Source organism: Mobilisporobacter senegalensis (assembly GCF_003752155.1).
Lineage (GTDB): Bacteria > Bacillota > Clostridia > Lachnospirales > Lachnospiraceae > Mobilisporobacter > Mobilisporobacter senegalensis.
The window spans coordinates 226152-250053 of the sequence record NZ_RJVG01000003.1 but is presented as its reverse complement, the minus strand read 5'-3'; the positions used below and the strand labels follow the sequence as shown (position 1 = coordinate 250053).

At 33.5% G+C, this 23902-nt stretch carries 19 protein-coding genes and 1 other annotated feature; of the genes, 12 read left to right on the top strand and 7 right to left on the bottom strand.

Annotation, left to right across the window (positions count from 1 at the left end; translation table 11 throughout):
- The first annotated feature begins 85 nt into the window (after positions 1 to 85).
- The 4 genes from EDD66_RS06550 to EDD66_RS06535 all read left to right on the top strand — a co-directional run bounded on the left by EDD66_RS06550 (position 86) and on the right by EDD66_RS06535 (position 3163).
- Entirely contained in the window at positions 86 to 295 is a 210-nt protein-coding gene (locus EDD66_RS06550) for a DUF896 domain-containing protein (protein WP_123608758.1), read from the top strand.
- Positions 292 to 855: a 5-formyltetrahydrofolate cyclo-ligase gene (locus EDD66_RS06545; RefSeq protein ID WP_123608757.1), complete on the top strand. Its 564-nt coding sequence runs from the start codon at positions 292 to 294 to the stop codon at positions 853 to 855. Before EDD66_RS06550 ends, EDD66_RS06545 begins: the two co-directional genes overlap by 4 nt.
- Positions 856 to 2103, top strand: a complete 1248-nt coding sequence (locus tag EDD66_RS06540) for a glutamate-5-semialdehyde dehydrogenase (RefSeq protein WP_123608756.1) — start codon at positions 856 to 858, stop codon at positions 2101 to 2103.
- Positions 2104 to 2245: 142 nt separating this feature from the next.
- Positions 2246 to 3163, top strand: a complete 918-nt coding sequence (locus EDD66_RS06535) for a M14 family zinc carboxypeptidase (protein ID WP_170164269.1) — start codon at positions 2246 to 2248, stop codon at positions 3161 to 3163.
- A gap of 10 nt (positions 3164 to 3173) precedes the next feature.
- Here EDD66_RS06535 and EDD66_RS06530 read toward each other — a convergent pair whose 3' ends face one another.
- Positions 3174 to 4076 (bottom strand): AraC family transcriptional regulator, encoded by a 903-nt coding sequence (locus EDD66_RS06530; protein ID WP_123608754.1) that lies wholly within the window; start codon positions 4074 to 4076, stop codon positions 3174 to 3176.
- Between the two features lie 198 nt (positions 4077 to 4274).
- On the opposite strand from EDD66_RS06530, the gene EDD66_RS06525 reads away from it, so the two are divergent.
- Positions 4275 to 5915, top strand: coding sequence for a glycoside hydrolase family 13 protein (locus tag EDD66_RS06525; protein WP_123608753.1), 1641 nt, complete (start codon positions 4275 to 4277; stop codon positions 5913 to 5915).
- A 127-nt stretch (positions 5916 to 6042) separates the two neighbouring features.
- Here the strand turns inward: EDD66_RS06525 and EDD66_RS06520 are convergent, their stop codons facing one another.
- Positions 6043 to 8478, bottom strand: coding sequence for a GH36-type glycosyl hydrolase domain-containing protein (locus EDD66_RS06520; protein ID WP_123608752.1), 2436 nt, complete (start codon positions 8476 to 8478; stop codon positions 6043 to 6045).
- A gap of 597 nt (positions 8479 to 9075) precedes the next feature.
- On the opposite strand from EDD66_RS06520, the gene EDD66_RS06515 reads away from it, so the two are divergent.
- The 7 genes from EDD66_RS06515 to EDD66_RS06485 all read left to right on the top strand — a co-directional run bounded on the left by EDD66_RS06515 (position 9076) and on the right by EDD66_RS06485 (position 17207).
- Positions 9076 to 10089 carry a LacI family DNA-binding transcriptional regulator gene (locus tag EDD66_RS06515; protein WP_123608751.1) on the top strand — a complete coding sequence of 338 codons (1014 nt, stop codon included), beginning with the start codon at positions 9076 to 9078 and terminating at the stop codon, positions 10087 to 10089.
- A gap of 34 nt (positions 10090 to 10123) precedes the next feature.
- Positions 10124 to 11497: an ABC transporter substrate-binding protein gene (locus EDD66_RS06510; RefSeq protein WP_123608750.1), complete on the top strand. Its 1374-nt coding sequence runs from the start codon at positions 10124 to 10126 to the stop codon at positions 11495 to 11497.
- Positions 11498 to 11614: 117 nt separating this feature from the next.
- The gene (locus EDD66_RS06505; protein WP_123608749.1) at positions 11615 to 12652 is read left to right on the top strand and encodes a carbohydrate ABC transporter permease; all 1038 of its coding nucleotides are present in this window, start codon (positions 11615 to 11617) and stop codon (positions 12650 to 12652) included.
- Positions 12653 to 12658: 6 nt separating this feature from the next.
- Entirely contained in the window at positions 12659 to 13522 is an 864-nt protein-coding gene (locus tag EDD66_RS06500) for a carbohydrate ABC transporter permease (RefSeq protein ID WP_123608748.1), read from the top strand.
- 30 nt (positions 13523 to 13552) lie between these two features.
- Positions 13553 to 15697 carry a methyl-accepting chemotaxis protein gene (locus EDD66_RS06495; RefSeq protein WP_170164268.1) on the top strand — a complete coding sequence of 715 codons (2145 nt, stop codon included), beginning with the start codon at positions 13553 to 13555 and terminating at the stop codon, positions 15695 to 15697.
- A gap of 431 nt (positions 15698 to 16128) precedes the next feature.
- On the top strand, positions 16129 to 16458 hold the full coding sequence (locus tag EDD66_RS06490) for a hypothetical protein (RefSeq protein WP_123608746.1): 330 nt from the start codon (positions 16129 to 16131) through the stop codon (positions 16456 to 16458).
- A gap of 47 nt (positions 16459 to 16505) precedes the next feature.
- Positions 16506 to 17207 carry a hypothetical protein gene (locus EDD66_RS06485; protein ID WP_123608745.1) on the top strand — a complete coding sequence of 234 codons (702 nt, stop codon included), beginning with the start codon at positions 16506 to 16508 and terminating at the stop codon, positions 17205 to 17207.
- Positions 17208 to 17299: 92 nt separating this feature from the next.
- Here EDD66_RS06485 and miaB read toward each other — a convergent pair whose 3' ends face one another.
- The 5 genes from miaB to EDD66_RS06460 form a co-directional block, all read right to left on the bottom strand.
- Entirely contained in the window at positions 17300 to 18727 is a 1428-nt protein-coding gene (miaB, locus tag EDD66_RS06480; RefSeq protein WP_123608744.1) for a tRNA (N6-isopentenyl adenosine(37)-C2)-methylthiotransferase MiaB, read from the bottom strand.
- A gap of 167 nt (positions 18728 to 18894) precedes the next feature.
- Positions 18895 to 19668: an ABC transporter ATP-binding protein gene (locus EDD66_RS06475; RefSeq protein ID WP_123608743.1), complete on the bottom strand. Its 774-nt coding sequence runs from the start codon at positions 19666 to 19668 to the stop codon at positions 18895 to 18897.
- Positions 19646 to 20557, bottom strand: a complete 912-nt coding sequence (locus tag EDD66_RS06470) for an ABC transporter permease (protein WP_170164267.1) — start codon at positions 20555 to 20557, stop codon at positions 19646 to 19648. Before EDD66_RS06470 ends, EDD66_RS06475 begins: the two co-directional genes overlap by 23 nt.
- Positions 20558 to 20573: 16 nt before the next feature.
- Positions 20574 to 21623 carry an ABC transporter substrate-binding protein gene (locus EDD66_RS06465; RefSeq protein ID WP_243115315.1) on the bottom strand — a complete coding sequence of 350 codons (1050 nt, stop codon included), beginning with the start codon at positions 21621 to 21623 and terminating at the stop codon, positions 20574 to 20576.
- Between the two features lie 119 nt (positions 21624 to 21742).
- Positions 21743 to 21980: a binding site (T-box leader), on the bottom strand.
- 67 nt (positions 21981 to 22047) lie between these two features.
- Entirely contained in the window at positions 22048 to 23721 is a 1674-nt protein-coding gene (locus EDD66_RS06460) for a SulP family inorganic anion transporter (RefSeq protein WP_123608742.1), read from the bottom strand.
- Positions 23722 to 23902 lie beyond the last annotated feature (181 nt).

Sequence of the window (23902 nt, the reverse complement as noted above, 5' to 3'; positions counted from 1 at the left end):
ATAACTATTAATAAATAATCACAGACATAGTCAGAAGTTTCGCAAATGCCTAAATATATATTTGTTATAGAAAGGAAAGAACATAATGGATGAAAGTAGAATTGGAAGAATCAATGAACTATATAAAAAATCTCAGAAAGAAGGTCTGACTCCTGCAGAAAAAGAGGAACAAAAAAAGTTACGTGCAGAATATATCGCTGCAATTCGAGGTAATTTAAAAAGCCAGTTAAATAATGTTTCCTTATTGAATCCCGATGGAACAGTCACAGAACTTTCAAAGAAGAATGTGCAATGACAAAGAATGAAATCAGAAGGAAAATGAAATCGTTAAAATCTACGTTAACAGCAGATCAAATAACAGAATATAGTAATAATATATTTCACAGATTAGAAGATTTCATATCTCTGGATAATTATGATGCTATCTATACTTACATTGCATTTAATGAAGAGGTTCAAACAAATCCAATTGTACATTATGGTTTTCGTAATAAATTAAAAATAGCAGTACCTAAAATCGTGAATAAACAGATGGATTTTTATTATATTAAGCAGATGGAAGAGTTAAAAATTGGGTTTTATGGTATCTTAGAACCTGATTCCCATCAAAAAGCAATAGATGATCATGTTCTAATGATTATGCCCGGTCTTGCCTTTGACGAAGAATGTAACCGTATTGGTTATGGAGCGGGATATTATGATAGATATTTAATGGCAAATAAACATCTATCTATCCATAAAATTGCATTGGCGTATGATTTTCAAATAGTAGATCAACTTGAGGTAAATCCTTATGATATAAAAGTGGATCATATTATTACACCAACCAGGGTGATTCATAAAAGGAGTGATTAGATGAAATATTTAGAAGAAATTGGATTACGAGCAAGGGCTGCAGCAACAAAATTAAACGTATTGGGGCAGGAAGAGAAAAACAATGGCTTAAGAGCCTGTGCCAAAGCACTTCTTGAAATGGAAGAAATAATTCTAAAGGCCAATGAAACAGATGTTACTAATGCAAAGAATAACGGAGTAAAGGAATCTTTAATCGATCGTTTATCTTTAACTCATGAGAGAATCGTAAGCATGGCGGAAGGTCTGAAGGAAATAACAGGACTTGATGATCCAATTGGAGAAATCATTTCAATGAAGAATCGTCCTAATGGATTGTCTATTGGTCAAAAAAGGGTTCCCCTTGGAGTTGTTGGAATTATTTATGAATCACGTCCCAATGTAACTGCAGATGCTTTTGGATTATGTTTTAAGACAGGAAATGCAGTCATCCTTCGTGGAGGAAGTGATGCAATTCACTCTAATAAAGCAATTGTTAATGTGATTCAAAAAGCATTAGTTAAAGTGAGCCTGCCAGGAGATTCTGTAATATTAATTGAAGATACAAGCAGAGAAACTGCAACAGAGTTAATGAAATTAAATAAATATATTGATGTTTTAATTCCTCGTGGCGGAGAAGGCCTGATTAAGAGTGTTGTGGAAAATAGTACTATCCCTGTTATAGAAACAGGAACAGGTAATTGCCACATCTATGTAGATGAATTTGCGGATTTAGATATGGCGGTCAATATTATTATTAATGCTAAGACTCAACGCCTGGGTGTATGTAATGCCTGTGAATCATTGGTAGTACATAAGTCCGTTGCCAAAGAATTCATTCCACAAATAGTTGAAGCTCTTACATTAAGAAATGTTGAGATACGTGGGGATATGGACTCCAGAGTATTAAGCGCTCAAATCAAAGAAGCAGCAGAAGAAGATTGGGGCAGGGAATATCTTGATTCCATTATATCTTTAAAGATAGTTAACAGTATTGAAGAAGGAATATCCCATATAAATAAATATAATACAAAACATTCTGAAGCAATCATTACAAAAGATTATAATAATTCAATGAAGTTTTTAAATGAAATAGATGCGGCGGCTGTTTATGTAAATGCATCTACCCGTTTTACGGATGGTTTTGAATTTGGATTTGGTGCAGAAATCGGAATCAGTACCCAAAAACTTCATGCCCGAGGACCTATGGGTCTATTGGCACTTACAACAACTAAATATATCATATTCGGTAATGGTCAGATAAGACCTTAGTCATATTAACAAAAATGTCTTCTTCCTGTAAAAACTTCATATACTGATAATAGGAAAGAAAATTATCCATCACTTGTACTTAACAATTCCAATGGATAAGTAAAATTGTTTGATTCAGTATAAAGATTGGGAGGTTTTTTCATTGAGGATAACATTAAACCGAAATTATTACTATGATAATTTTATAGAAGATTGTATTTATTTACGGGACCAGTATTCAGATATTTTAGAAATTGAAGAAATAGGTAAATCCTATGATAATCGAAATATCATGCTTCTTAAAGTGGGAAAAGGCAGCAATAACGTGATATGTACCGGCGGGGTTCATGGCCGTGAAACGATTAATACCATTGTGATGATGAAAATGTTAGAAACATATTGCAAAATATTAATAAATCAAAACAACATAGATATTCACGGCTTATGGAAAAAGAAAATATCGGATTATCTTGAGAATTACTCGTTATATTTTATCCCCTTGCTTAATCCAGATGGGTACATGATCTCATTAAAAGGATTTGATGAGATTCAGAATAAAGAGTTAAGAGACTATGATAAGAGTCTTAATATCCCTTCTTCACAGTGGAAATATAATGGAAGAGGAATTGATCTGAACCGTAATTTTCCATCCGTTACCTGGAGGTCAAAATCTCCTGTAAGAGAGTCGAATATTTATAGCGGAGAGTTCCCGGGAAGTGAATTAGAGACCAAGGTATTAATAGAGATATTTAATAGAGTAAAATCTATTGGATACATAGACTATCATAGCAGAGGAAAAGTGATCTATTATTACAGGCATGCCATGTCAAATGAATATAATTCAAGACAAAAGGAGATTGCTTTAAATATCTCAAAATTAACCGGATACTATTTAGGAAATCCTGATGATGAATTTGAACCAGATCAAGTAGGCGGGAATACGGTACATTACTATTCTGAATATATTGAAAAACCAGCTATAACAGTGGAGACCGTCAATGAAAATGCTTCCTTCCCATTAAGCATCAAATATCAACAGGAAACATATTCTGAGATAGAAAAAACTCCTTTTGTTTTTTGATGGCTTGTATTTATTCTGCCGGATCATTCTCTGATAAATGATTCTTTTGAATAATATCTTTGAACTCAGACGGTAAACATCCCTTGTATTCCTTGAACTTCTTAATAAAGTAGCTGACATTATTAAAACCTGTTTCATAACATACATTCAGTATTTTATTATTGGATTCCTGCAGAAGTGTGGCTGCTTTGTCAATTCTATATTGGTTTACGAACTCAATTGGAGTTTTTCCAACAATGGATTTAAAGAAACGACAAAAATATTGACTATTTAAATTGGTGCATCTGGCCAAATCATCAAGAGTAATTTTAGAAGAATAGTTTTTTTCAATATAGGTGATAATTAGTTTCATCATTTCGATTTTATGTTGTTCTTGTTCCAAAATTGTATTAGATATTAATAAATCTTTTCTTGCGAGGATTGCAAGAATTCTAAGTAGGGAAGCCTTGGTATTTAAAAACCATCCGGCTTCCCTGTTATTATAATCATTAAGTAAATTCTTATATTCTGTAAAGATTTCTCTCCCAAAATCAGTGTTCATATCTATAATCTCCGGTAATTTTAAATCATGTTTTAAAATTGGATTAATATAGTGGCTTTGAGAATAATCAAAAGTTTCAAAGCTTAATATATTTGGAGAAAATACAACTGCATGGTGAACAGAAGAAGTAACTCCAATGATCTGATGCAGGGTTTCACTGTTGATCAGGAATAATTGCCCTGCTTTCCCACGATGAGTCGTTGTATTTAATTTAATATCCAATTCGCCTTCTTCTACATAAACCAATTCAATTTCTTCATGCCAGTGGTATGAAACAAAAAAGTTGGAATTCGGATCATAATGGCTATATATTTTTAAGGGATAAAGTACATCTCCATGATTGATTTTCTCTTTTAGATTGATATCTTTCATTCAATTCTCCATTTACATTCATTTATTTTAATAGGTCAAAATTGTATTATTAATAAGCAAAATAATACAAGATTTATATTTTATGTGTATATATAATGTTATTATAATTTGAATATATTTTATGTCAAGTAAGATTTGAAAAGTTATCTGATAAATCAGATTAAGTTTTAGATTGAAAAAATCACAGGAGGATTTAAGATGGAGAAAAAATGGTGGCAATCGAGTATTGTATATCAAATATATCCAAGAAGTTTTATGGATAGCAATGGAGATGGAATAGGGGACCTGCAGGGAATTATCTCAAAACTGGATTATCTTAAAGAATTAGGAATTGATGTAATCTGGTTAAGTCCGGTGTTCAAGTCTCCTAATGATGACAACGGATATGACATTAGTGATTATACTGACATTATGGATGAATTCGGTACAATGAAGGATATGGAAGAACTTTTATCAGAATCAGGTAAGCGTGGTATTAAAATCCTTATGGATCTTGTGGCAAACCATACCTCAGATGAACATCCATGGTTTATTGAATCAAGAAAATCAAAGGACAACCCTTATAGAGATTATTATATTTGGAGAGATCCGGTAGATGACAGCGTTCCTAATGATTTAGGATCTAATTTTTCAGGCAGTGCCTGGGAGTATGATGAACTTACGGGACAATATTACCTCCATTTCTTCTCTAAAAAACAACCGGATCTAAACTGGGAAAACGAAAAGGTACGAAAAGAGATCTGGGATGTTATGAATTTTTGGATTGATAAAGGAATCGGTGGGTTTCGTATGGATGTCCTTGAAATGATCGGGAAAATACCGGATGAGATGATTACCGTAAATGGACCAAAACTACATGATTATATTCGGGAAATGAACCGGCATACCTTTGGAAATAAAGATTTATTAACTGTAGGAGAGTGCTGGAGTGCAACTCCGGAAATTGCAAGACAATACTCTAATCCGGACGGAAGTGAACTTAGTATGATCTTTCAATTTGAACATTGTTTACTTGATGAAGTGCCGGGAAAAGGGAAGTGGGAGCTGGCTCCACTTGATTTTATCGGACTGAAAAAAGTCATGAATAAGTGGCAGACAGAACTCATGAATGAAGGCTGGAATAGTTTATTCTGGTGCAATCATGATATGCCAAGAATTATATCCCGTTTTGGAAATGAGAAAGAGTATTATATGGAAAGCGGTAAAATGCTCGCTACCCTGCTTCATGGTTTAAAAGGGACACCATATATTTATCAAGGGGAAGAAATAGGCATGACTAATGTTAAATTTGAGAGTATAGAAGACTATAATGATATAGAAATCCGCAATATGTATAATGAGAGGATTGCTAACGGTTATTCCCATGAAGAGATCATGGAATCTATTTATGCCAAAGGGCGTGATAATGCAAGGACTCCTATGCAATGGGATGATTCTGAAAATGGAGGCTTTACTGCCGGAAGACCTTGGTTAAAGATAAATCCTAATTATAAACGTATCAATGTAGTAAATAATCTGGCAGATTCCAATTCTATCTTTTATCATTATAAAAAATTAATTGAGATTCGAAGAGAATATACAGCTATCGTTTATGGGGATTTTAAAATGATTTATGAAGAAGATGATAATATTTTTGCATATGAACGAAATCTGAATGAAGAAAAAATTATTGTAGTGTGTAATTTTTACGAAAAAGATGTGATTTTTAAATATCCCGGAGCATCAGATAAATCATTAAATATATTAATCAGCAATTATAAGGATTCATCATTAGATTTATCTAATTTAACATTAAGACCTTATGAAGGGATCATGTATCGTATGGTTAATAAAGAATAAGTAGAAATATTATAAAACTTCTAAAAAGGAATCTATCTTTAGAATGAATCAGCTTTAAAATAGATTCCTTTTTTTAGGATGAAGTTTTATAGTATTATATATAAAAAGTATACTCCCTAAATTATTATCATCCCATGATTACTGTAACATCATATTGGGTTACACCCGGTAGAAGTGGAATAAGTATACCTTCCATTTCTTGGCCGTTTACAGTAAGGCTCTTTACACCTTTTTCTACATGTTTGGGATTATGAATGGTTATATTATAAGTAGCATTTCTAAATTTTCTTTTGATTTTAAATGTATCCATTGATTTTGGAATACAAGGATCAACACTTAATCCATCATATGCAGGCATAATACCCAATATGTATTGAGATACATTTACAAATGTCCATGCGGCAGTACCGGTCAGCCAGCTATTCTTTGCTTCTCCATGGGCGGCTGCATCTCTGCCGGCAATCATCTGTGAATATACATATGGTTCTGTACGATGAATTTCACTGATATCTTCAATATATGCAGGACATATCTTTGAATAGACTTCAAAAGCTCTGTCTCCTCGACCTAATACTGTTTCTGCGATAGATATCCAAGGATTATTATGACAAAAGATACCGGCATTTTCTTTGTATCCAGGCGGATAAGAAGAAATTTCACCAAGATTAAGGTGGTATTTCGTATAAGCCGGTTGAAGCAACATTACACCATATCTGGTATCAAGTCTTTCTTTCACGGAATCTAATGCTTTTTGTGCAAGACCTTCCTTTACACCAACACCTGCCAACACACAGAAACCTTGGGGTTCGATAAATATCTGGCCACTGGCACATTCTTTAGAACCAATTTTTTCACTGTAAGCATCGTATGCTCTAAGGAACCATTCTCCATCCCAACCATGGTCAAGAATTGCATTATACATATTTTCTACTGATTCTAAAACTTTATCTGTTTCTTCTCCTAAGCCAATAAGATTACATATCTTAGCGTATTCTTTTCCGTATTTTACAAACATGGCTGCAATGAATACGGATTCAGCTTTCCCGCTTTCAAAATTACTGCATGTCTGAAATGATTCACCGGGTTCATTGGAAAAGCAGTTCAGGTTAAGACAATCATTCCAGTCTGCACGGCCGATAAGGGGTAATTTATGAGGTCCTAAATGTGTATTCGTGTATTGAAAAGATCGTCTGAGATGTTCCATTAATGTTTGGGATTTTTCCTCATTATTATCAAATGGAACCATTTCATTCAGTATGCCAATATCACCGGTTTCTTTTATGTAAGCACTGACACATGCGATTAACCATAATGGGTCATCATTAAATCCGCTTCCAATATCCAGATTTCCTTTTTTGGTAAGGGGCTGATATTGGTGATATGCACTTCCATCTTCAAACTGAGTTGCAGCAATATCAAGAATTCTTTCTCTGGCACGGTCAGGAATCAGATGAACAAACCCTAATAGATCCTGACAAGAGTCCCTGAATCCCATACCACGACCAGTTCCTGATTCGAAATAAGAAGCAGATCTGGACATATTGAAAGTAACCATACATTGATATTGATTCCAGATATTTACCATACGGTTTAATTTATCATCATTACTTTCTAAATTAAAGTGATCTAAAAGATGATTCCAGTGTTGTTTTAATTTTAATAAAGCGCTCTCAACTTTTTCATCTGTATTATAACGATTTAACAATTCTCTAGCCGGTTTTTTATTGATTATATTGTCAGATTCCCATTTATCATCGGAAGGATTTTCAATATAACCTAAAACAAATATAAAACTTTTTTCTTCCCCGGGCTGTAATATTATATTAATGTTATGGGATCCAATTGGAGCCCAGCCGCTTGCAATAGAATTCGTTGATTTTCCGGCAGCTACAACTTCAGGGCCTTCAACACTTTTATAAGGCCCGATGAATGCATCTCTACTTGTATCAAATCCATCAACAGGAGAATTAACAGCATATACTGCATAATGATTTCTTCTTTCACGGTATTCAGTCTTATGATATATTTCACTGCCATGAACCTCAACTTCACCAATACTGTAATTTCTCTGAAAATTAGTCATATCATCAACAGCATTCCATAAACAAAATTCAACGTAAGAAAATAATGATATTTTCTTTTCTTTATTACTGTTGTTCTTTAATTTTAATTGATTAATTTCACAATTATCATTACGAGGTACAAAAGCCAGAAGAGTAGCTTGTAAATTATTTTTTGCAGAAGAAAAGATACTATATCCTAATCCGTGGCGGCAGGAATATTCATCTAAGGATGTTTTTACCGGTTGCCACCCAGGTGTCCATATATCATTTTCCTCTTTTATATAATAATACCTTCCGTTGCAATCCTGTGGAACATTATTATAGCGATACCTTGTCAAGCGTAACATCTTGGCATCTTTGTAAAAACTATATCCCCCGCAGGTATTAGAAATCAAAGAAAAAAAGTTATCACTTCCCAAGTAATTAATCCAGGGAAGCGGGGTATTTGGTGAGGTAATTATATATTCTTTATTTGTATCATCAAAATATCCATATTTCATATTCGTCTCCATTCAATCTAATAGATAATACAGCTATTAAATTTATTATAGTAAGTTAAAAGTTTTATGTTTTGCGAAAACGGTTAAGTAGATTTTCAAGAAACTTTTTATTTACTATTTTAGTATATATTATAATTATTATTAAATCAATATTAAGTTTTATTATATTTTATTTTTGTATAATTACATAAATTAGGAACTATTTTATATAGCAATATATAGATATTATGTAGAACTGAAACGAATTAAGAGATAAGATAAAGAAAAAGAACTGAAAATTTCATTTTTAGTAAATCGTATTCGTAAATATGTATATAAAACTATCATAAAACAAGAAATGATTTGATAAAATAATATAATAAATCTTTTGTCTTATCTATATATTGAGCATATTAACAAAAAAATTTAAAATTACTCTTGCTTTCTTAACATAATTGCGCTATACTAAAAATGCGAAAACGATTAAGTGAAGTGTGCAGCTCTATTTATTTTGATATCTTGTGGAATCTAGTGTATAATAAATAGATAAAATTCCACATTTTGTATAGTTCTACATTTGTGGACTATTGATATTAATGATATTTGGAGGTGCCGAAAATGGTTTCAATGAAAGATATAGCTTTAAAGTGTGGTGTTTCTGTTGCTACTGTAAGTAAAGCCTTAAACGGTTACAGTGATATTGGAGACGAAACTAGGAGTCAGATTAAACAGGCAGCTGCCGAACTGGGGTATTTCCCTAATTCTGCTGCAAGGGCTTTAAAAACAAATCGTACTTATAATATAGGAGTATTGTTTGTAGATGAAGCCAGGAGTGGTTTGACTCATGAGTATTTTGCCAGTGTTCTTGATAATTTTAAAGTAAATGTCGAGAAGAGAGGATATGATGTCACATTTATTAATCATCATATTGGAACCAGAGCTATGTCTTATTATGAACACTGTCGATATCGCGGCGTTGATGGAGTGGTAATTGCATGTGTTAATTTTGATGAACCGGAAGTGGTTGAATTAATTAATAGTGATATACCTGTTGTTACCATCGATCATATCTTTAATAACAGAACAGCAATTATTTCTGATAATATTGCTGGGATGAGAGATTTGGTTACATATATTCACAGCATGGGGCATCGTAAAATAGCTTATATCCATGGTGCCGATTCTTCAGTTACAAGGGATCGTGTCACAAGTTTCTATAGGACTATGGAAGAATTACAGATTGAAATCCCTGAAAGCTATGTGCAAGAAGGAATTTACCATGATACCGAATCCGCCGCAAGCCGAACCAGAGAATTACTTGCCTTGAAATCCAGACCTACATGCATTATCTATCCTGATGATTTTGCATGTATAGGTGGAATCAATGAGATAAAAGAGCAAGGATTGCATATTCCAGATGACATTTCTGTAGTTGGCTACGATGGTCTTCATTTTACACAGGTTCTTGAACCAAAACTTACGACTCTAAAACAAGATACTTATTTATTAGGCAAAGAAGCAGCAGATCACTTAATTAGCTTAATCGAAAGACCGAAAACAACTCTTATCACAAGAGCTGTGGTGAAAGGGAAACTACTCTCAGGGAATTCTGTAAGTAGGCTTTCGCACTAATAACTTATTGTATTAATCTTAAGGAGGATAAGGTATGAAAAAGAGAATTATGGCATTGGCATTAACAGCAGTGTTAGTGTTAGGTAGCTTAACAGCTTGCGGGAAAGACGATTCTAAAGATGCAGCTACAAAAACCGATGAAGTGGCTGAAACGAATAAAGAATCGGATGAAACCGATCAGACGGATACTGGTAAAGAAAAATTCTACATCTGGTCATGGAATGATGAATTCCAGGGAATGATGGAAAATTTCTTCTTAAAAGATCATCCAGAATACAAAGATAAATATGATTTTCAATATGTCATTACTGGTACAGATGCTTATCAGGAAAAGCTTGACTTGGCATTTGAAGGCAGTGGGGCTGAAGATGCACCAGATCTTTTACTTTTAGAAGCAGATTATATTAAGAAATATGTTTCTTCTGATAATACATTAAAGATGGATGATTTAGGCATTACTGCAGCTGATTACCCAAATCAATATAATTACACTGTAACCACAGCTCAAGACGAACGTGATAATAGCCAGAAAGGACTTTCCTGGCAGGCAGCACCTGGAGAATTTATCTATAGAAGAAGCCTGGCTAAGAAATATCTTGGAACAGATGACCCGGCAAAAGTTCAGGAAATGATTAAAGACTGGGATTCTTTCTTAGAAGTAGCCAGAAAGATCAGCAAAGAATCAGGCGGAGCTACAAAAATGCTTTCAGGTCCAGATGATGCATTCAGACCATATATGTCCGCAAGAACATCTGCCTGGGTGAAAGATGGTAAACTTACAGTTGATCCAAAAATGGAAGAGTATTTAGAATTCAATAAGATTCTTGAAACAGAAGGATTAACCAATGGAACTACTCAATGGTCAGATGCATGGGCAGCGAATGCCGGAAATGATTCAACATTTGGTTATTTCGGTTCTACCTGGTTTGTACAATGGACACTTATGGCAAATGCCGGCGACGCAGAAACTGGTACTTATGGTGACTGGGCCATGACTCAGGGACCACAATGGTACTACTGGGGCGGTACATGGGTTGCAGCAGGTAAAGAATGCTCTAACAAAGACCTGGCTGCTGAAATCATAAGATACTTTACTTGTGATGAAGATGCTATGTACAACTACTCTGTAGAAAAGAAAGATTACGTTAATAATACAGCTGCTATTAAGAGAATTATCGATGACGGAAAAGGAACATTTGATTTCCTGGGCAATCAGGAATACTATAAGATTTTTGCAGAAACCGCTGATCAAATTGATACTTCCATCATGACAGCTTATGATCAGAAAATTAATGATGCCTTCCACGTAGAAGCAAAAGCATATGCAACAGGAGAAAAAGATAAAGAAACTGCGATTGCAGACTTTAAATCTTCTGTGATTGGACAATTTGCAGAATTAACTGAATAAGTCCAGACCGTAAAACATGATATAGGAGTTTTTACGTTGATTATTATGCGGCCCGCTATTTTGCGGACCGCATAATATATAACTATGAATAAATCTGAGAATAAGGAAGTGACATATATGAGTAATTCAAATAGTAAAAGTGAAATTCAAAGACGAAAGAAAAAAACAATTGAATATGGAAGATTTGGATATTTCTTTATTGCTCCGTTTTTTATAGTATATCTTATTTTTTCACTTTGGCCATTATTATATACACTGGGTTTAAGTTTTTACGAATATTATGCCAGCAATGGGGGTGCCTCTTATGTTGGACCGAATTTTATTGGGCTAAAAAATTATATGTCAGAAATAAAATTATTTATCACTGATTTTTCGAAAATACTAGGGAATATCGCGGGTTCACCCCAATCAATCGGTAATGCCTTTTATAATACATTTTACATCTGGTTTTTCAATTTTGTACCTCAAATTTTACTATCCTTACTTTTAGCCTCCTGGTTTACTGATATAAGAATTAAATTAAAAGGCCAGGGCGGATTTAAAGTAATGATGTATATGCCAAATATTATCACAGCAGCAACAATAGCAGCTTTATTTTATTCCTTATTTGCTGTTGGTGGTCCTGGAGATCAATTCCTGGTTGGTTTAGGATTAAAGGAAAAAACTTTCGACTTGTTAAATGATACTGGTTTTCGCAGGCTTTTAATTGCATTCATTCAGTTCTGGATGTGGTATGGAAATACAATGATTATTTTAATTGCAGGTGTTCTTGGCATTAGCCCAAGTTTGTTTGAAGCAGCTATGGTAGATGGTGCAACAAGCAAACAAATATATCGGAATGTAACATTACCACTACTAAAACCAATATTATTATATACGTTAGTAACATCAGCTATCGGTGGCATGCAAATGTTTGATATTCCAAAATTAATGATCAAAAAAGCGGCTGATTATAAGACAGAAACAATTTCAATGTACATATTTAAACATGGTATTTCAACGAGGAACCTTGGTAAAGGTGCAACTGCATCTGTATTATTGTTTGTCGTGACTTTAATATTAAGTCTAATCCTATTTTATATAATGAGGGATAAAGATGAAATTAAAGAACGTAAAGAGAATAAGAAATATATGAAAAAAATAGGAAAGGAGTAGACTATTATGAATAATAAAAAGAGAGAAAATAAATTTCAGCCTTTATTAATAAGTCAAAGGACCATTCGATATATTGTTTGTATTTTCTTATGTATTTTAAGTATACTTCCTTTCTGGATCATGCTTGTTAACTCCACAAGAACAAGTGTTGCAATTCAACAAGGGATAAGTTTGATACCATCTGATCATTTAATAAATAACTTAACGAATTTTTTAAGTGAGTATAAAAATGTATGGCTGAATATGGGCAACAGTGCTTTTATTTCAATTATATCAACTGGATTATGTGTTTATGCTTCCAGTATGGTCGCATATGGTCTTACTGTTTATAAATTTAAGGGAAGAAACTTTGCCTGGTCATTTATATTGGCAGTCATGATGGTTCCGGCACAAGTATCCGCAATTGGATTTTTTCGTTTTATGCAGCAATTAGGACTGTTAAATACATATATTCCATTAATTCTTCCTGCAATTGCAGCTCCAAGTGTGGTATTTTTTATGAAACAATTCATGAAGAATGGTTTGCCCCTTGAGATCGTTGATGCAGCCAGAATTGATGGTTCCGGTGAAATTAATACCTTTAACAGGATTGCATTGCCTTTATTAAAACCAGCAATTGCAACCCAGGCAATCTTTGCTTTTATTGCATCCTGGAATAATTATTTCACTCCGGCAATGATTATCTCTGAAGAAAAAAGATATACCCTGCCAATGTTAATTGCTAAAATCAAAGATGTAGATCCTTCTAATTTTGATCTGGGCAGAACTTATGTTGGTTTGACACTTACTGTAATTCCTATTTTCATTGTATATTTTGCCTTATCTAAATATATTATTGCAGGAGTTGCTCTAGGTGGGGTGAAAGAATAAAGGAGACGATAGATGAAGGTGGGTTCTAAAATGAAGATAGGATTTAGATGGAATAGAAAAGGAATCAGATCTAAGAAGAACGGAATTACAGATCAGGCCCACATAGTTGAACAGAAAGAAAAAAGAAATAGTATTAATGGAATGAAAACCTTTCATTCCATTAATACTAAAATAGCCCTTCTTATGGTCTCTTTCATTATTTTAGCAGTATTAGTTGCATCAACTTATATCATTAATATATCAGGAAATGTTTTAAGTAATAACACAAAGACGACATTATTAGATTTAGTAAATGCCAGAAGTAAAGATATTGATAAATCCATTGATACAATGAATGCTTCCATGTCATATCTGGATAATTCAGAAGATTTATTTAATTTTCAAGGTTCAAAAGGAGTGCGTATGAAAGCAGAATCCAAAAGAGCTCTTGAGAAATATATGGAGAAAAATTCAGACCACGAGAATATTTCCCTCCTTGATCTCTCTGGAATGATTGTTTTAAGTTCTGATACTTCCCTGATAGGTACCGATTGTTCTCAGGAAGAATATATCCAGAAAATTATCAAAGATAAAATACCAGCTCAAAGTAATGTTTTTTTTGCCGGAGAGGATAGAACTCCTGTAGTTACCCTTGGAATACCTGAGGTATCTGTTTATGATGAAAATGAAGTCGTAGGGATACTAACCACTACCGTTAAAGTATCTTTATTATCTGATACCATTGCAAATATTAAGGTATTAGATGAAAAGAATAGTTATGCATATCTTTTAGATAGTAATGGAACATACATATATGATCCCAATACTGAAATAATCGGTACGGTAACGCAAAATAAGGACTTATTGGATATCGTTAAGAAAATATCAGAGGGAAAGATACCTGAACCGGCTGTTTTACATAATAATATGAATGGCAAGGATTATTATGTAAGTTATAGGATTTCTCCAATAAATAATTGGATTTTATGTATGGTAATTGATAAAGAAGTTATTGATCAACCCATAACAAGAATGATTCAGAGCGCTGTTATCATATCCATATTAATTATAATTATACTTTCTACCATTGGTTACCTTTTTTCCTACACAATTACCACTCCAATTAAGAAAGTAACTAAATTAATTAAAAAGACTGCTGATTTTGACCTGTCTGCCGATGATCCTTATGAATACTTAACAAATAAAAAAGATGAAACCGGACATATGAGCAAATCCATACTTAAAATGCGTAAAGCCTTCCGGGAAATGATGATGCAGGTGTTGGAATCTTCAGAAATGATCAGTAATCGTGCTAATGATCTTTATGATATTGCCAATACAGTCAATGATAATGCTTATGATAATTCTGCAACTGGTGAACAGCTGTCTGCCAGTATGGAACAAAGCTCAACAAGTTCAGATTCTATCAATAAAGATATTGGGAATATCGAAGCAAGAACATTTGATATTCGCGAAAAAGCAATTACCGGGGTTCATCTTTCTAAATCTATTATGGACAGAGCCAAAAATCTAAAGAAAAGTACGGAGATTGCCAGTAACAGGACAAAATTAATTTATGATTCCGTAAAGAAAGAAACGGAAACAGCAATTGAAAAATCAAAATCGGTTTCTAAAATTAACGATTTAACCAATACAATTATGGATATTGCAGCACAGACGAATCTCCTTTCATTAAATGCATCCATTGAAGCTGCGAGAGCAGGAGAAGCGGGGAGAGGATTCAGTGTTGTAGCGAATGAAATTAGAAATTTATCGGAACAATCTGCCAATACAGTATCTAATATTACAGAAATCGTTGAAAGTGTTAATCTTGCAGTTAAGAAGATGTCGGATAGTTTAATTCAGATTCTTCATTTTCTGGATGAAAATGTACTATCTGATTACTCTAACTTTATCAGTGTAAGTGACCAGTATAATAAAGATGCTATCTATGTGAATGATACTATGGACAATATTCATGAAGCAGTTGATAACCTTAGTGAAACAATGGTTAAAATCACTTCTGAAATGGATGAAATCAATTCGGCAATCAGTGAATCAGCAAAGGGCGTCATAGATATTGTAAAACATAATCATGGTATCGAAGTTTTAACGACTGAAACCTATAATAAAGTAAAAGAAACACTTTCTTCTGCAGATTCCCTTAAATCTATTGTTGAAGTGTTTAAGTTGTAATTTATCATATATTGTAAACAGACGCTTTGCCCTTTGATGTTTAGAAAAGCCTTAAATAAAATAATTTTTGAGCTACCTTTCCCTCATGATGGTATGTTTTTTACAAGCCTCTAAGCTAAGAAATAATGAATGCTATGGACATTCATTATTCCTTAGAGTCTTGACAAAACATGAACACCATCTTCGGCCGGATGACGCTCAAAATAATTATTTTATTTAAGGCTTATTTTAGTCATTGTTGGCAAAGCTGACTTTAAAATAAATGTGGAAATATTATGAAGCATAATTTATAATGAGGATAATTCTTTCTTAAAAATATTACTAATAAGGGAGTGTTTGATTGTTAAGAGATGATGTAGGAAATAAGGACATTAAAGTTGACCGTTTTTTATATGTTTTGTAAAGAAAATATTGTATAAATGAGGGATACCATGATTAAGAAAATAATAAAGTCATTTACATTTTGGTTTGTAATCATTAGTTTGTTAATGATATATATGCATTATGAAGGTAGAGATTCTAAAAGTATTGTGTTAATATATTTTAATCCCATTCTCTTAAGATTATCCAGAATGGATTTTACCAGAGATTTCATGAATTCGGGTCCTTTAATAGCATGTAATACTATTTTGGGGAATATATCAATATATTGGTATATTGGACATATAATTTCTGCAATAATTTATGGTGGGATTTTTGATGCTTTTAGGTGGATTTTTATAAAGCTCAAAAGCAATCATATAAGCAGGACAGAAGATTAATCAGGAAAAGTACAACAATGTATTTCATTTAAAAGTGAGGGTAAAAAATGTGTACAAGTTTTGTCTATAGAAAGAAAAATATCATAGTAGCCATGAATTTTGACAATAATGGAATGCCATTTGAAGTATCTACAAAAGATCCTAAAGTTTTCTCAGTCTTAGTTGATGGCGGGAGAGGTAAAATGCCCTCATTTGGTGTTAATAAAGAAGGAACCTTCATTAATCATTTAATGGTTGATTCAAACGGAACGGGCAGTTACAGGAGAGCAGGCAGGAAAGTTACACATACAACGAAACTGGTGAATGATATCCTGTATGAAATAATAACTCCTAATGAATTAAATGAGTATTTGAATAATATGGAAGTGGTAAATGTTCCAGATTATAGTGTACATAATATGATATCAGATAAAGATGGAAACGTATGGATTGTGGAGCCAGGACGAAAGAATATATTTAGTGAATTTAATGAGTCACCTTATTATGTAATGACTAATTTTTCTTTATGTGATTATAAGGATAAAAAAGAAGTGGCAGGGGATGGATTAGACAGATATGAAATTGTTAATGACATGTTAGATAAGGATCACTATCTTAGCGTTTCAGACGCATTTAAAGTCTTGCAGGCAGTAAGACAGAATGGAGAATGGAAGACAGCTTTATCAATGGTCTATTCCCATATAGATAAAACAGTTTACTATTGTTATAATGGAAACTTTGAAGAAATCCTGACATATCAATTCAGTTGATCTATAAATCAGGAATATAGGAAGGCCTGTCACTAATAATAAAAAAGTGGCAGGCCTATATTTTTTGTTATCATTTAAATATCAGATATAATTTACAGGATTGCTTCTCCTAAATAATAGAATCCTTTACAAGTATCAAGCCTTACATCAATAATTTTACCAATTAATGAGGGATCTCCTTTAAAATGAACAAGAAGATTATTACTTAATCGTCCTGTTAAGAGGCTGTTATCTTGTCCATTGATTTCTTCCACCAATACTTTTTGAATAGAACCAGTATCAGGTTCTGATAATTCAGATGAGATTTTTTGGATTTCTTTTAATAACCGGTTAAAGCGGTCTTTAATAATCTCTTCCGGCACTTGTTCTTCCATATTTGCGGCAGGAGTACCTGTTCTTTTGGAATAGATGAAAGTATATGCTGCAGTATAACGAACTTTTCTTACTACATCAAGAGTTTCTAAAAAATCTTCTTCCGTTTCACCCGGAAAACCTACAATAAGATCCGTGGTAAGTGAGATATTAGGAACGGCCGCCTTGATTTTCTCAACTAATTCTAAATATTGTTCTTTTGTATATTTTCGATTCATGATCTTTAAAATCCTTGAACTTCCTGCCTGAACCGGAAGATGTAAATGATTACATATTTTCTTGGAATTCTTCATCACTTCAATCAATGAATCAGATAGATCCTTGGGATGAGAAGTCATAAAACGAATTCTTTCCAAACCTTCAATTTGTTCAATTTCCTGAAGTAATTCAGAAAATGACATAGGAGTTTCAAGAGTTTTACCATAGGAGTTAACATTCTGACCAAGCAGCATTATTTCAACAACTCCATCTGCAACGAGTTCTTTGATTTCTTTAATGATATCTTTTGAATCTCTGCTTCGTTCTCTGCCTCTTACATATGGAACGATACAATAACTACAGAAGTTATTACATCCATACATAATATTAACCCCTGCTTTAAATTTGAATTTTCTCTCACTTGGAAGATCTTCTACAATTTCTTTTGTACCTTCCCAAATGTCAATGATCATTCCTTTCGATTCAATTCTGGCCTGAATCAATTCTGCAAGTTTAAAGATGTTATGAGTTCCAAAAATGATATCAACAAATCGATAGCTTTTCTTGATTTTTTCCACTACAGCATCTTCCTGCATCATACATCCGCATAAAGCTATCATCATGTTGGGATTTTTCTTTTTTAATTTACTTAAGTATCCAAGTCTGCCGTATACCTTTAAGTTTGCATTTTCTCTGACAGTACAAGTATTATATACAACAAAATCAGCATCTTCGGAATCTATCATGGTATAACCTATCTGTTCAAGGATACCGGCAATTTTTTCAGAATCTCTCGCATTCATCTGGCAGCCAAAAGTAGCAATGTGTGCAGTTAATGGTCTGCCAATTTCACTTGCTTTATCAATATAGTGTTTTTTTAAATTTTCTATATAATTTAACTGGCGTAATGTTTCACTTGATCCAGCTATTACTTCATCTTGTCTCTTCATACTTATTCTCCTTAAATTAAACTCCAGACCATTATATCAAGGAAATTAAGGACTTGCAACCAGTATTCACTCCTGATTGAAGGTTCAAAAATTTTGGTTAAAGTATTTTCTAATATGAATACATATCTATATATGAGTACACCAGTTTATTTTAAATCATTGATATATTAATTTCCAGTCTCTATACTTATCTCATTAAAGCGTTCTAAAACTTCACTTAATTGAACTCGTTCTTTTTCTTCCCCTGATACATCTATAATCGATTCCCCCTGATGCATCATCATAAGTCGATTGCCATAGGAGAGAGCAAATTTAAGATTATGAGTGACCATAATAGTAGTCAGATTTTTACGTTTTATAAGATCATAAGTCAATTCCATAATGTTATCCGCTGTCTTGGGATCCAAAGCTGCAGTATGTTCATCTAATATTAGAATATCATTGGGTGTGAGAGTAGAAGTGATCATTGCAAGAGCCTGACGCTGACCACCGGATAAATTTCCAACTTTATCGTGAATTCTATTTTCAAGTCCAAGATGAAGCTGTTCAAGATGAGTCCTGTATTCATCTATTTTGCTTTTATTCACAGCTTTTGTAAATAAGTAAGGTTTCCCTTTATTATCAGCTAACGCCATATTCTCCAGGATAGAAAAAGAGGGACAGGAACCTTTTGCAGGATCCTGATAAACTCTGGCAATAAAATCAGAACGTTTAAAATCTTTCATCTTGGTAATATCATTGCCTCTAAGCAGTACTTTACCTGAATCAACTGGTATTGTACCGCAGATTACATTAAGTAAAGTGGACTTACCTGAACCATTGCTTCCAATAATAGAGATAAAATTATCTTTTTCTACAGTTAAGTTAAAATCTCTGAACAAAACAGATTCATTGACGGTACCTTTATGAAAGGTTTTATTAATTTTTTGAAGCTCTAACATATTTTTTAAAGCCTCCTTTCCCAATTGCATCATTAGAGATTAAAACTATAAGGAATAGAATTGTCATAAGGAGTTTCAGATCATTTGGATTCACTCCATAATATATGGCAACCGCTAAACATGTTTTATATATAACAGAACCGATAAGAACCATTGTAGTAGCTTTCATAAATTTGCTTTTCTTAAAAATAGACCTTCCTATAATAACAGATGCAAGACCCATTACCAGCATACCGGTTCCCATAGTTGAATCAAAATATCTCTGCTGCTGGGCCAATATGCTGCCACCCACTGCAGCTAATCCATTACAGATCATAAGACCAATAATCTTCATGTAACCATGATTCTTTGCCAGAAGAGTAACCATTCCGGGATTGTCACCTGTTGCACGCAGAAGAAGCCCTGACTTAGTCTTAAGATATAAGTCTAATAGCTTTTTAATGATTATTACGCATATAAAGATTATAATTAATGTTTTATAATTAGCTAAGCTCTCTGGGATATATTCAGTAATTCCACTATTAAATATTCTGGTCTCATTGGTGATAGGTACATTGGCTCTCCCAGCTATTTTTAGATTTATAGAGTAGAGGGCCGTCATGGTTAAGATGCCTGATAAAAGGTCTTTAATGCCAAATACAACATGAAATATACCGGTTGCCAATCCTGCAAGTGCTCCTCCAAGGAAGGAGATTATAATGGCTATCCACGGATCCACGCCATTTAGGATGAAAGCTACCGTAATTGCTGCACCCAATGGGAAAGTACCATCTACTGATAAATCCGGATAATCAAGTATTTCATAAGTTATATAGATACCAAGAGCTAATATTCCATAAATAAATCCTTGCTCAAGGATGGTCTTTAATAATGATAGTATAGTTTCCATATTCATTCCTCATTTGCTATTTGGCAGATGCCTCTAAATAAGTTACAGAATCTTTATATTCTTCAGGTATGGTCAATCCAAACATATCCATCGCTTCCTGATTGGCTACCGGAACAGCATCAGAGATGACCTGGACAGGCATTGTACTTGGATCTGCTCCATTCAATACCTCGGCTGCCATTTTACCTGTTACTTTCCCCAGTTCAAAGTAGTTGATGTTTTGGGCAGCGACACAGCCTTTCTTTACTTGTTCTTCTTCAGAACCGAAAACCGGAATTCCTTTTTCAGCTGCTTTGCTGACTACTGTATCTAAGTTATTCACAACATTATTATCTGTAAAATTATTAATTACATCTACTTTACCAAGAAGAGTATCAACTGCCAATGGAATATCAGATGAATTATTTACACCAACCGCTTCTATAGTAAAACCATATTTTGGGGCAAGTTCTTTAAATTGTTCTAAATGAGTAAGAGAATTAACTTCACTGGTTGTATACAGGATCCCAATTTTTTTGGCATCCGGCATAAATCCACGAATCATCTGCATTTGTGCCTCCAGTGGAAGAGCATCGGAAGTTCCTGTGCTATTTGTCCCAGGCGCTTCTAAAGTCTTTACTAATTCAGCGGCTACCGGATCTGAAACTGCGGTAAAGATTACCGGGATATCAGTGTCAATCGCAGAATTATAAGCCGCCATTGCAGTTGGGGTAGCAATTCCGCAGATCAAGTCATAATTCTTAGATACAAAAGTATCTGAAATCATACTGGCATTTGAAACCTCACCGTTTGCATTCTGAAAATCAATGGTTAAATTTTTACCTTCAACAAATCCTGCTTCTGCAAGACCGGCAATAAAACCTTCCCTGCAATTGTCTAATGAACCATGAGGAGCAATTTGAGAGATGCCAATGGTATACATTTTCCCGTCATCGCTGATATTTTCAGTTGTACTATTTTCAGATTCATTTTGGTTCGTATTAGGTTCCTGTTTACCGCATCCAGTAAACATTGTAAATGCCAGTGCTGATACTAATAGAAGATTTGATAGTTTTTTTAATTTCATAATGATTCCTCCCTGTTTTACAGATTAATAGTGTTTGTATTGTATCTTTTAGGGATCGGTTTCGAATGATTAATAGTATTCGTCGTTTTTTATATTAAAAAAACTCCCATCCCTTACATAAAAGGGACAAGAGTTAAAATCCTGCGGTACCACCCAAATTGACGTATAAAACGCCCACCTCTGTTCATGCTATTACATGATCTCATTGATAATGGGTTGAGTTCCCATCAGAGCCTACTATAATTTCGGTCTGCCCTCAAAAGTCCATTCCATCTAGTCTTAACTGCGACACTCTCAGCCTATGTCACTCTCTGTAGGTTAGTTTCTACATGTACTCGTCTTTCTCAACGGTTTCAATTACTTATGATTGTTGCTATTTATTCTATTATCTTTAGAAGGATTTGTCAACAACAAATTTTTATAATTATCTATTCTTTATTCTTATTTCTTCTGCGAGAAGAAGAGCATCATCCGTATGAGGTAAAAAGTTATCAAAGCCGACCATTTCAGTAAAACCAGCCTTTGTCATAACCTGCATTGGTTGTTCCTGTACATGTGAGAATAATAAGATGATTCCTTTTTTCTTACATGTCTTATAAATTTTCTTTAATGTATTCAGTGCCGTAGCATCCATTGCAGGTACACTTCTCATTCTTATAATCACAACATTTTTATTACGTTTTTCGTTGGCAGTGATATCCATAAATTTATCAGCGGCACCAAAGAACATAGGACCATTAATTTCATAAACAAGAGTATTCTTTGGAACTTTCTTATATTTAATATTTTCTGAATCCTGAATATCATCTTCATCTGTCATATCCTCAATATATTTCCAGCCATTCACTTCAGTTACCTCAGACATACGTTTCATGAAAAGGAAGGCTGAGACAACAATCCCAACCTCAATGGCGATTACCAGATCAAACACTACAGTAAGTAAGAATGTAAGAATCAGAACAATAATATCGCTTTTTGGTGAAGTCTTAATTAGCTCAATAAATTCTCTCCATTCACTCATATTATAAGCCACTATGATTAACACAGCTGCTAAGGCCGGCATAGGAATAAGAGCTGCAAAAGGCATGAATATTAAAAGAATTAATAATAAAGTTATGGAATGAACAATGCCGGAAATTGGAGTACGTCCTCCGTTTTTGGCATTTGCTGCAGTCCGTGCAATCGCTCCGGTAGCAGGAATGCCGCCAAATAAACCAGAAAAAATATTACCGAAACCTTGAGCAATGAGTTCCATATTTGAGCGGTGCCTGCTTCCTATCATACCATCGGATACTACACAGGATAGCAAAGATTCAATTCCGGCAAGTATTGCTATGGTAAATGCAGGCTGAATTAAACGGGAAATCGTTTTAAATTCCATCGCTGGAATATGAAAGGATGGAAAATCAGAAGATAATTCCCCATAAACACTGCCAATGGTATTTACATCTAATTTTAAAAATTTTACTAATAAAGTAGATACAATAATTGCTATTAAAGAACCTGGTATTTTATCTGTGATCTTAGGCCAAAATATTAAGGTAATTATAGATATAGAACCAATAAATAAAGCTGAGAGATTAATACTATGTATATTCAGAGCATATACTTTTATTTTTTCAATAAATTCCGACGGAACAGGACCCATGTCAAGCCCAAAGAAATCTTTTATCTGTCCGGCCAGAATACCTATTGCAATCCCGGAAGTAAACCCTGTTGTTATGGTATAAGGAATAAATTTTATTAAACTTCCAAATCTTAATAACCCCATAATAATTAAAATAATACCAGATAATATGGTTGCAATCACTAAACCATCAAAACCATATTCCTGGATGATACTATAAATAATAACAACAAATGCCGCGGTAGGACCGCCTATTTGAATTCTGCTCCCTCCAAGAAAAGAGATAAAGAAGCCTGCTATAATAGCAGTATACAATCCTCTTTCCGGATTGACTCCGGACGCAATGGCGAGTGCAATTGATAAAGGCAATGCTATGATTGCAACTATGATTCCCGCAACCACATCTTTCATAAATTGTTCTTTCGTATAATTTTTCATTACAGAAAAAAGCTTTGGTTTTAATTTATCCATATTGTTCCTTTGTTCCTCCAATTATATAAGTCATTTGTAATAACAGTCCATCGTTAATCTTATTCCCAATTTGAAGATATTTCAAGAATGTATTTGAAATAATACACAAAATCTTTTAATTATGTTATAATTAAAAGATACCAAAAATTCAGATAATAAATTTATATAGATGAATGGATTT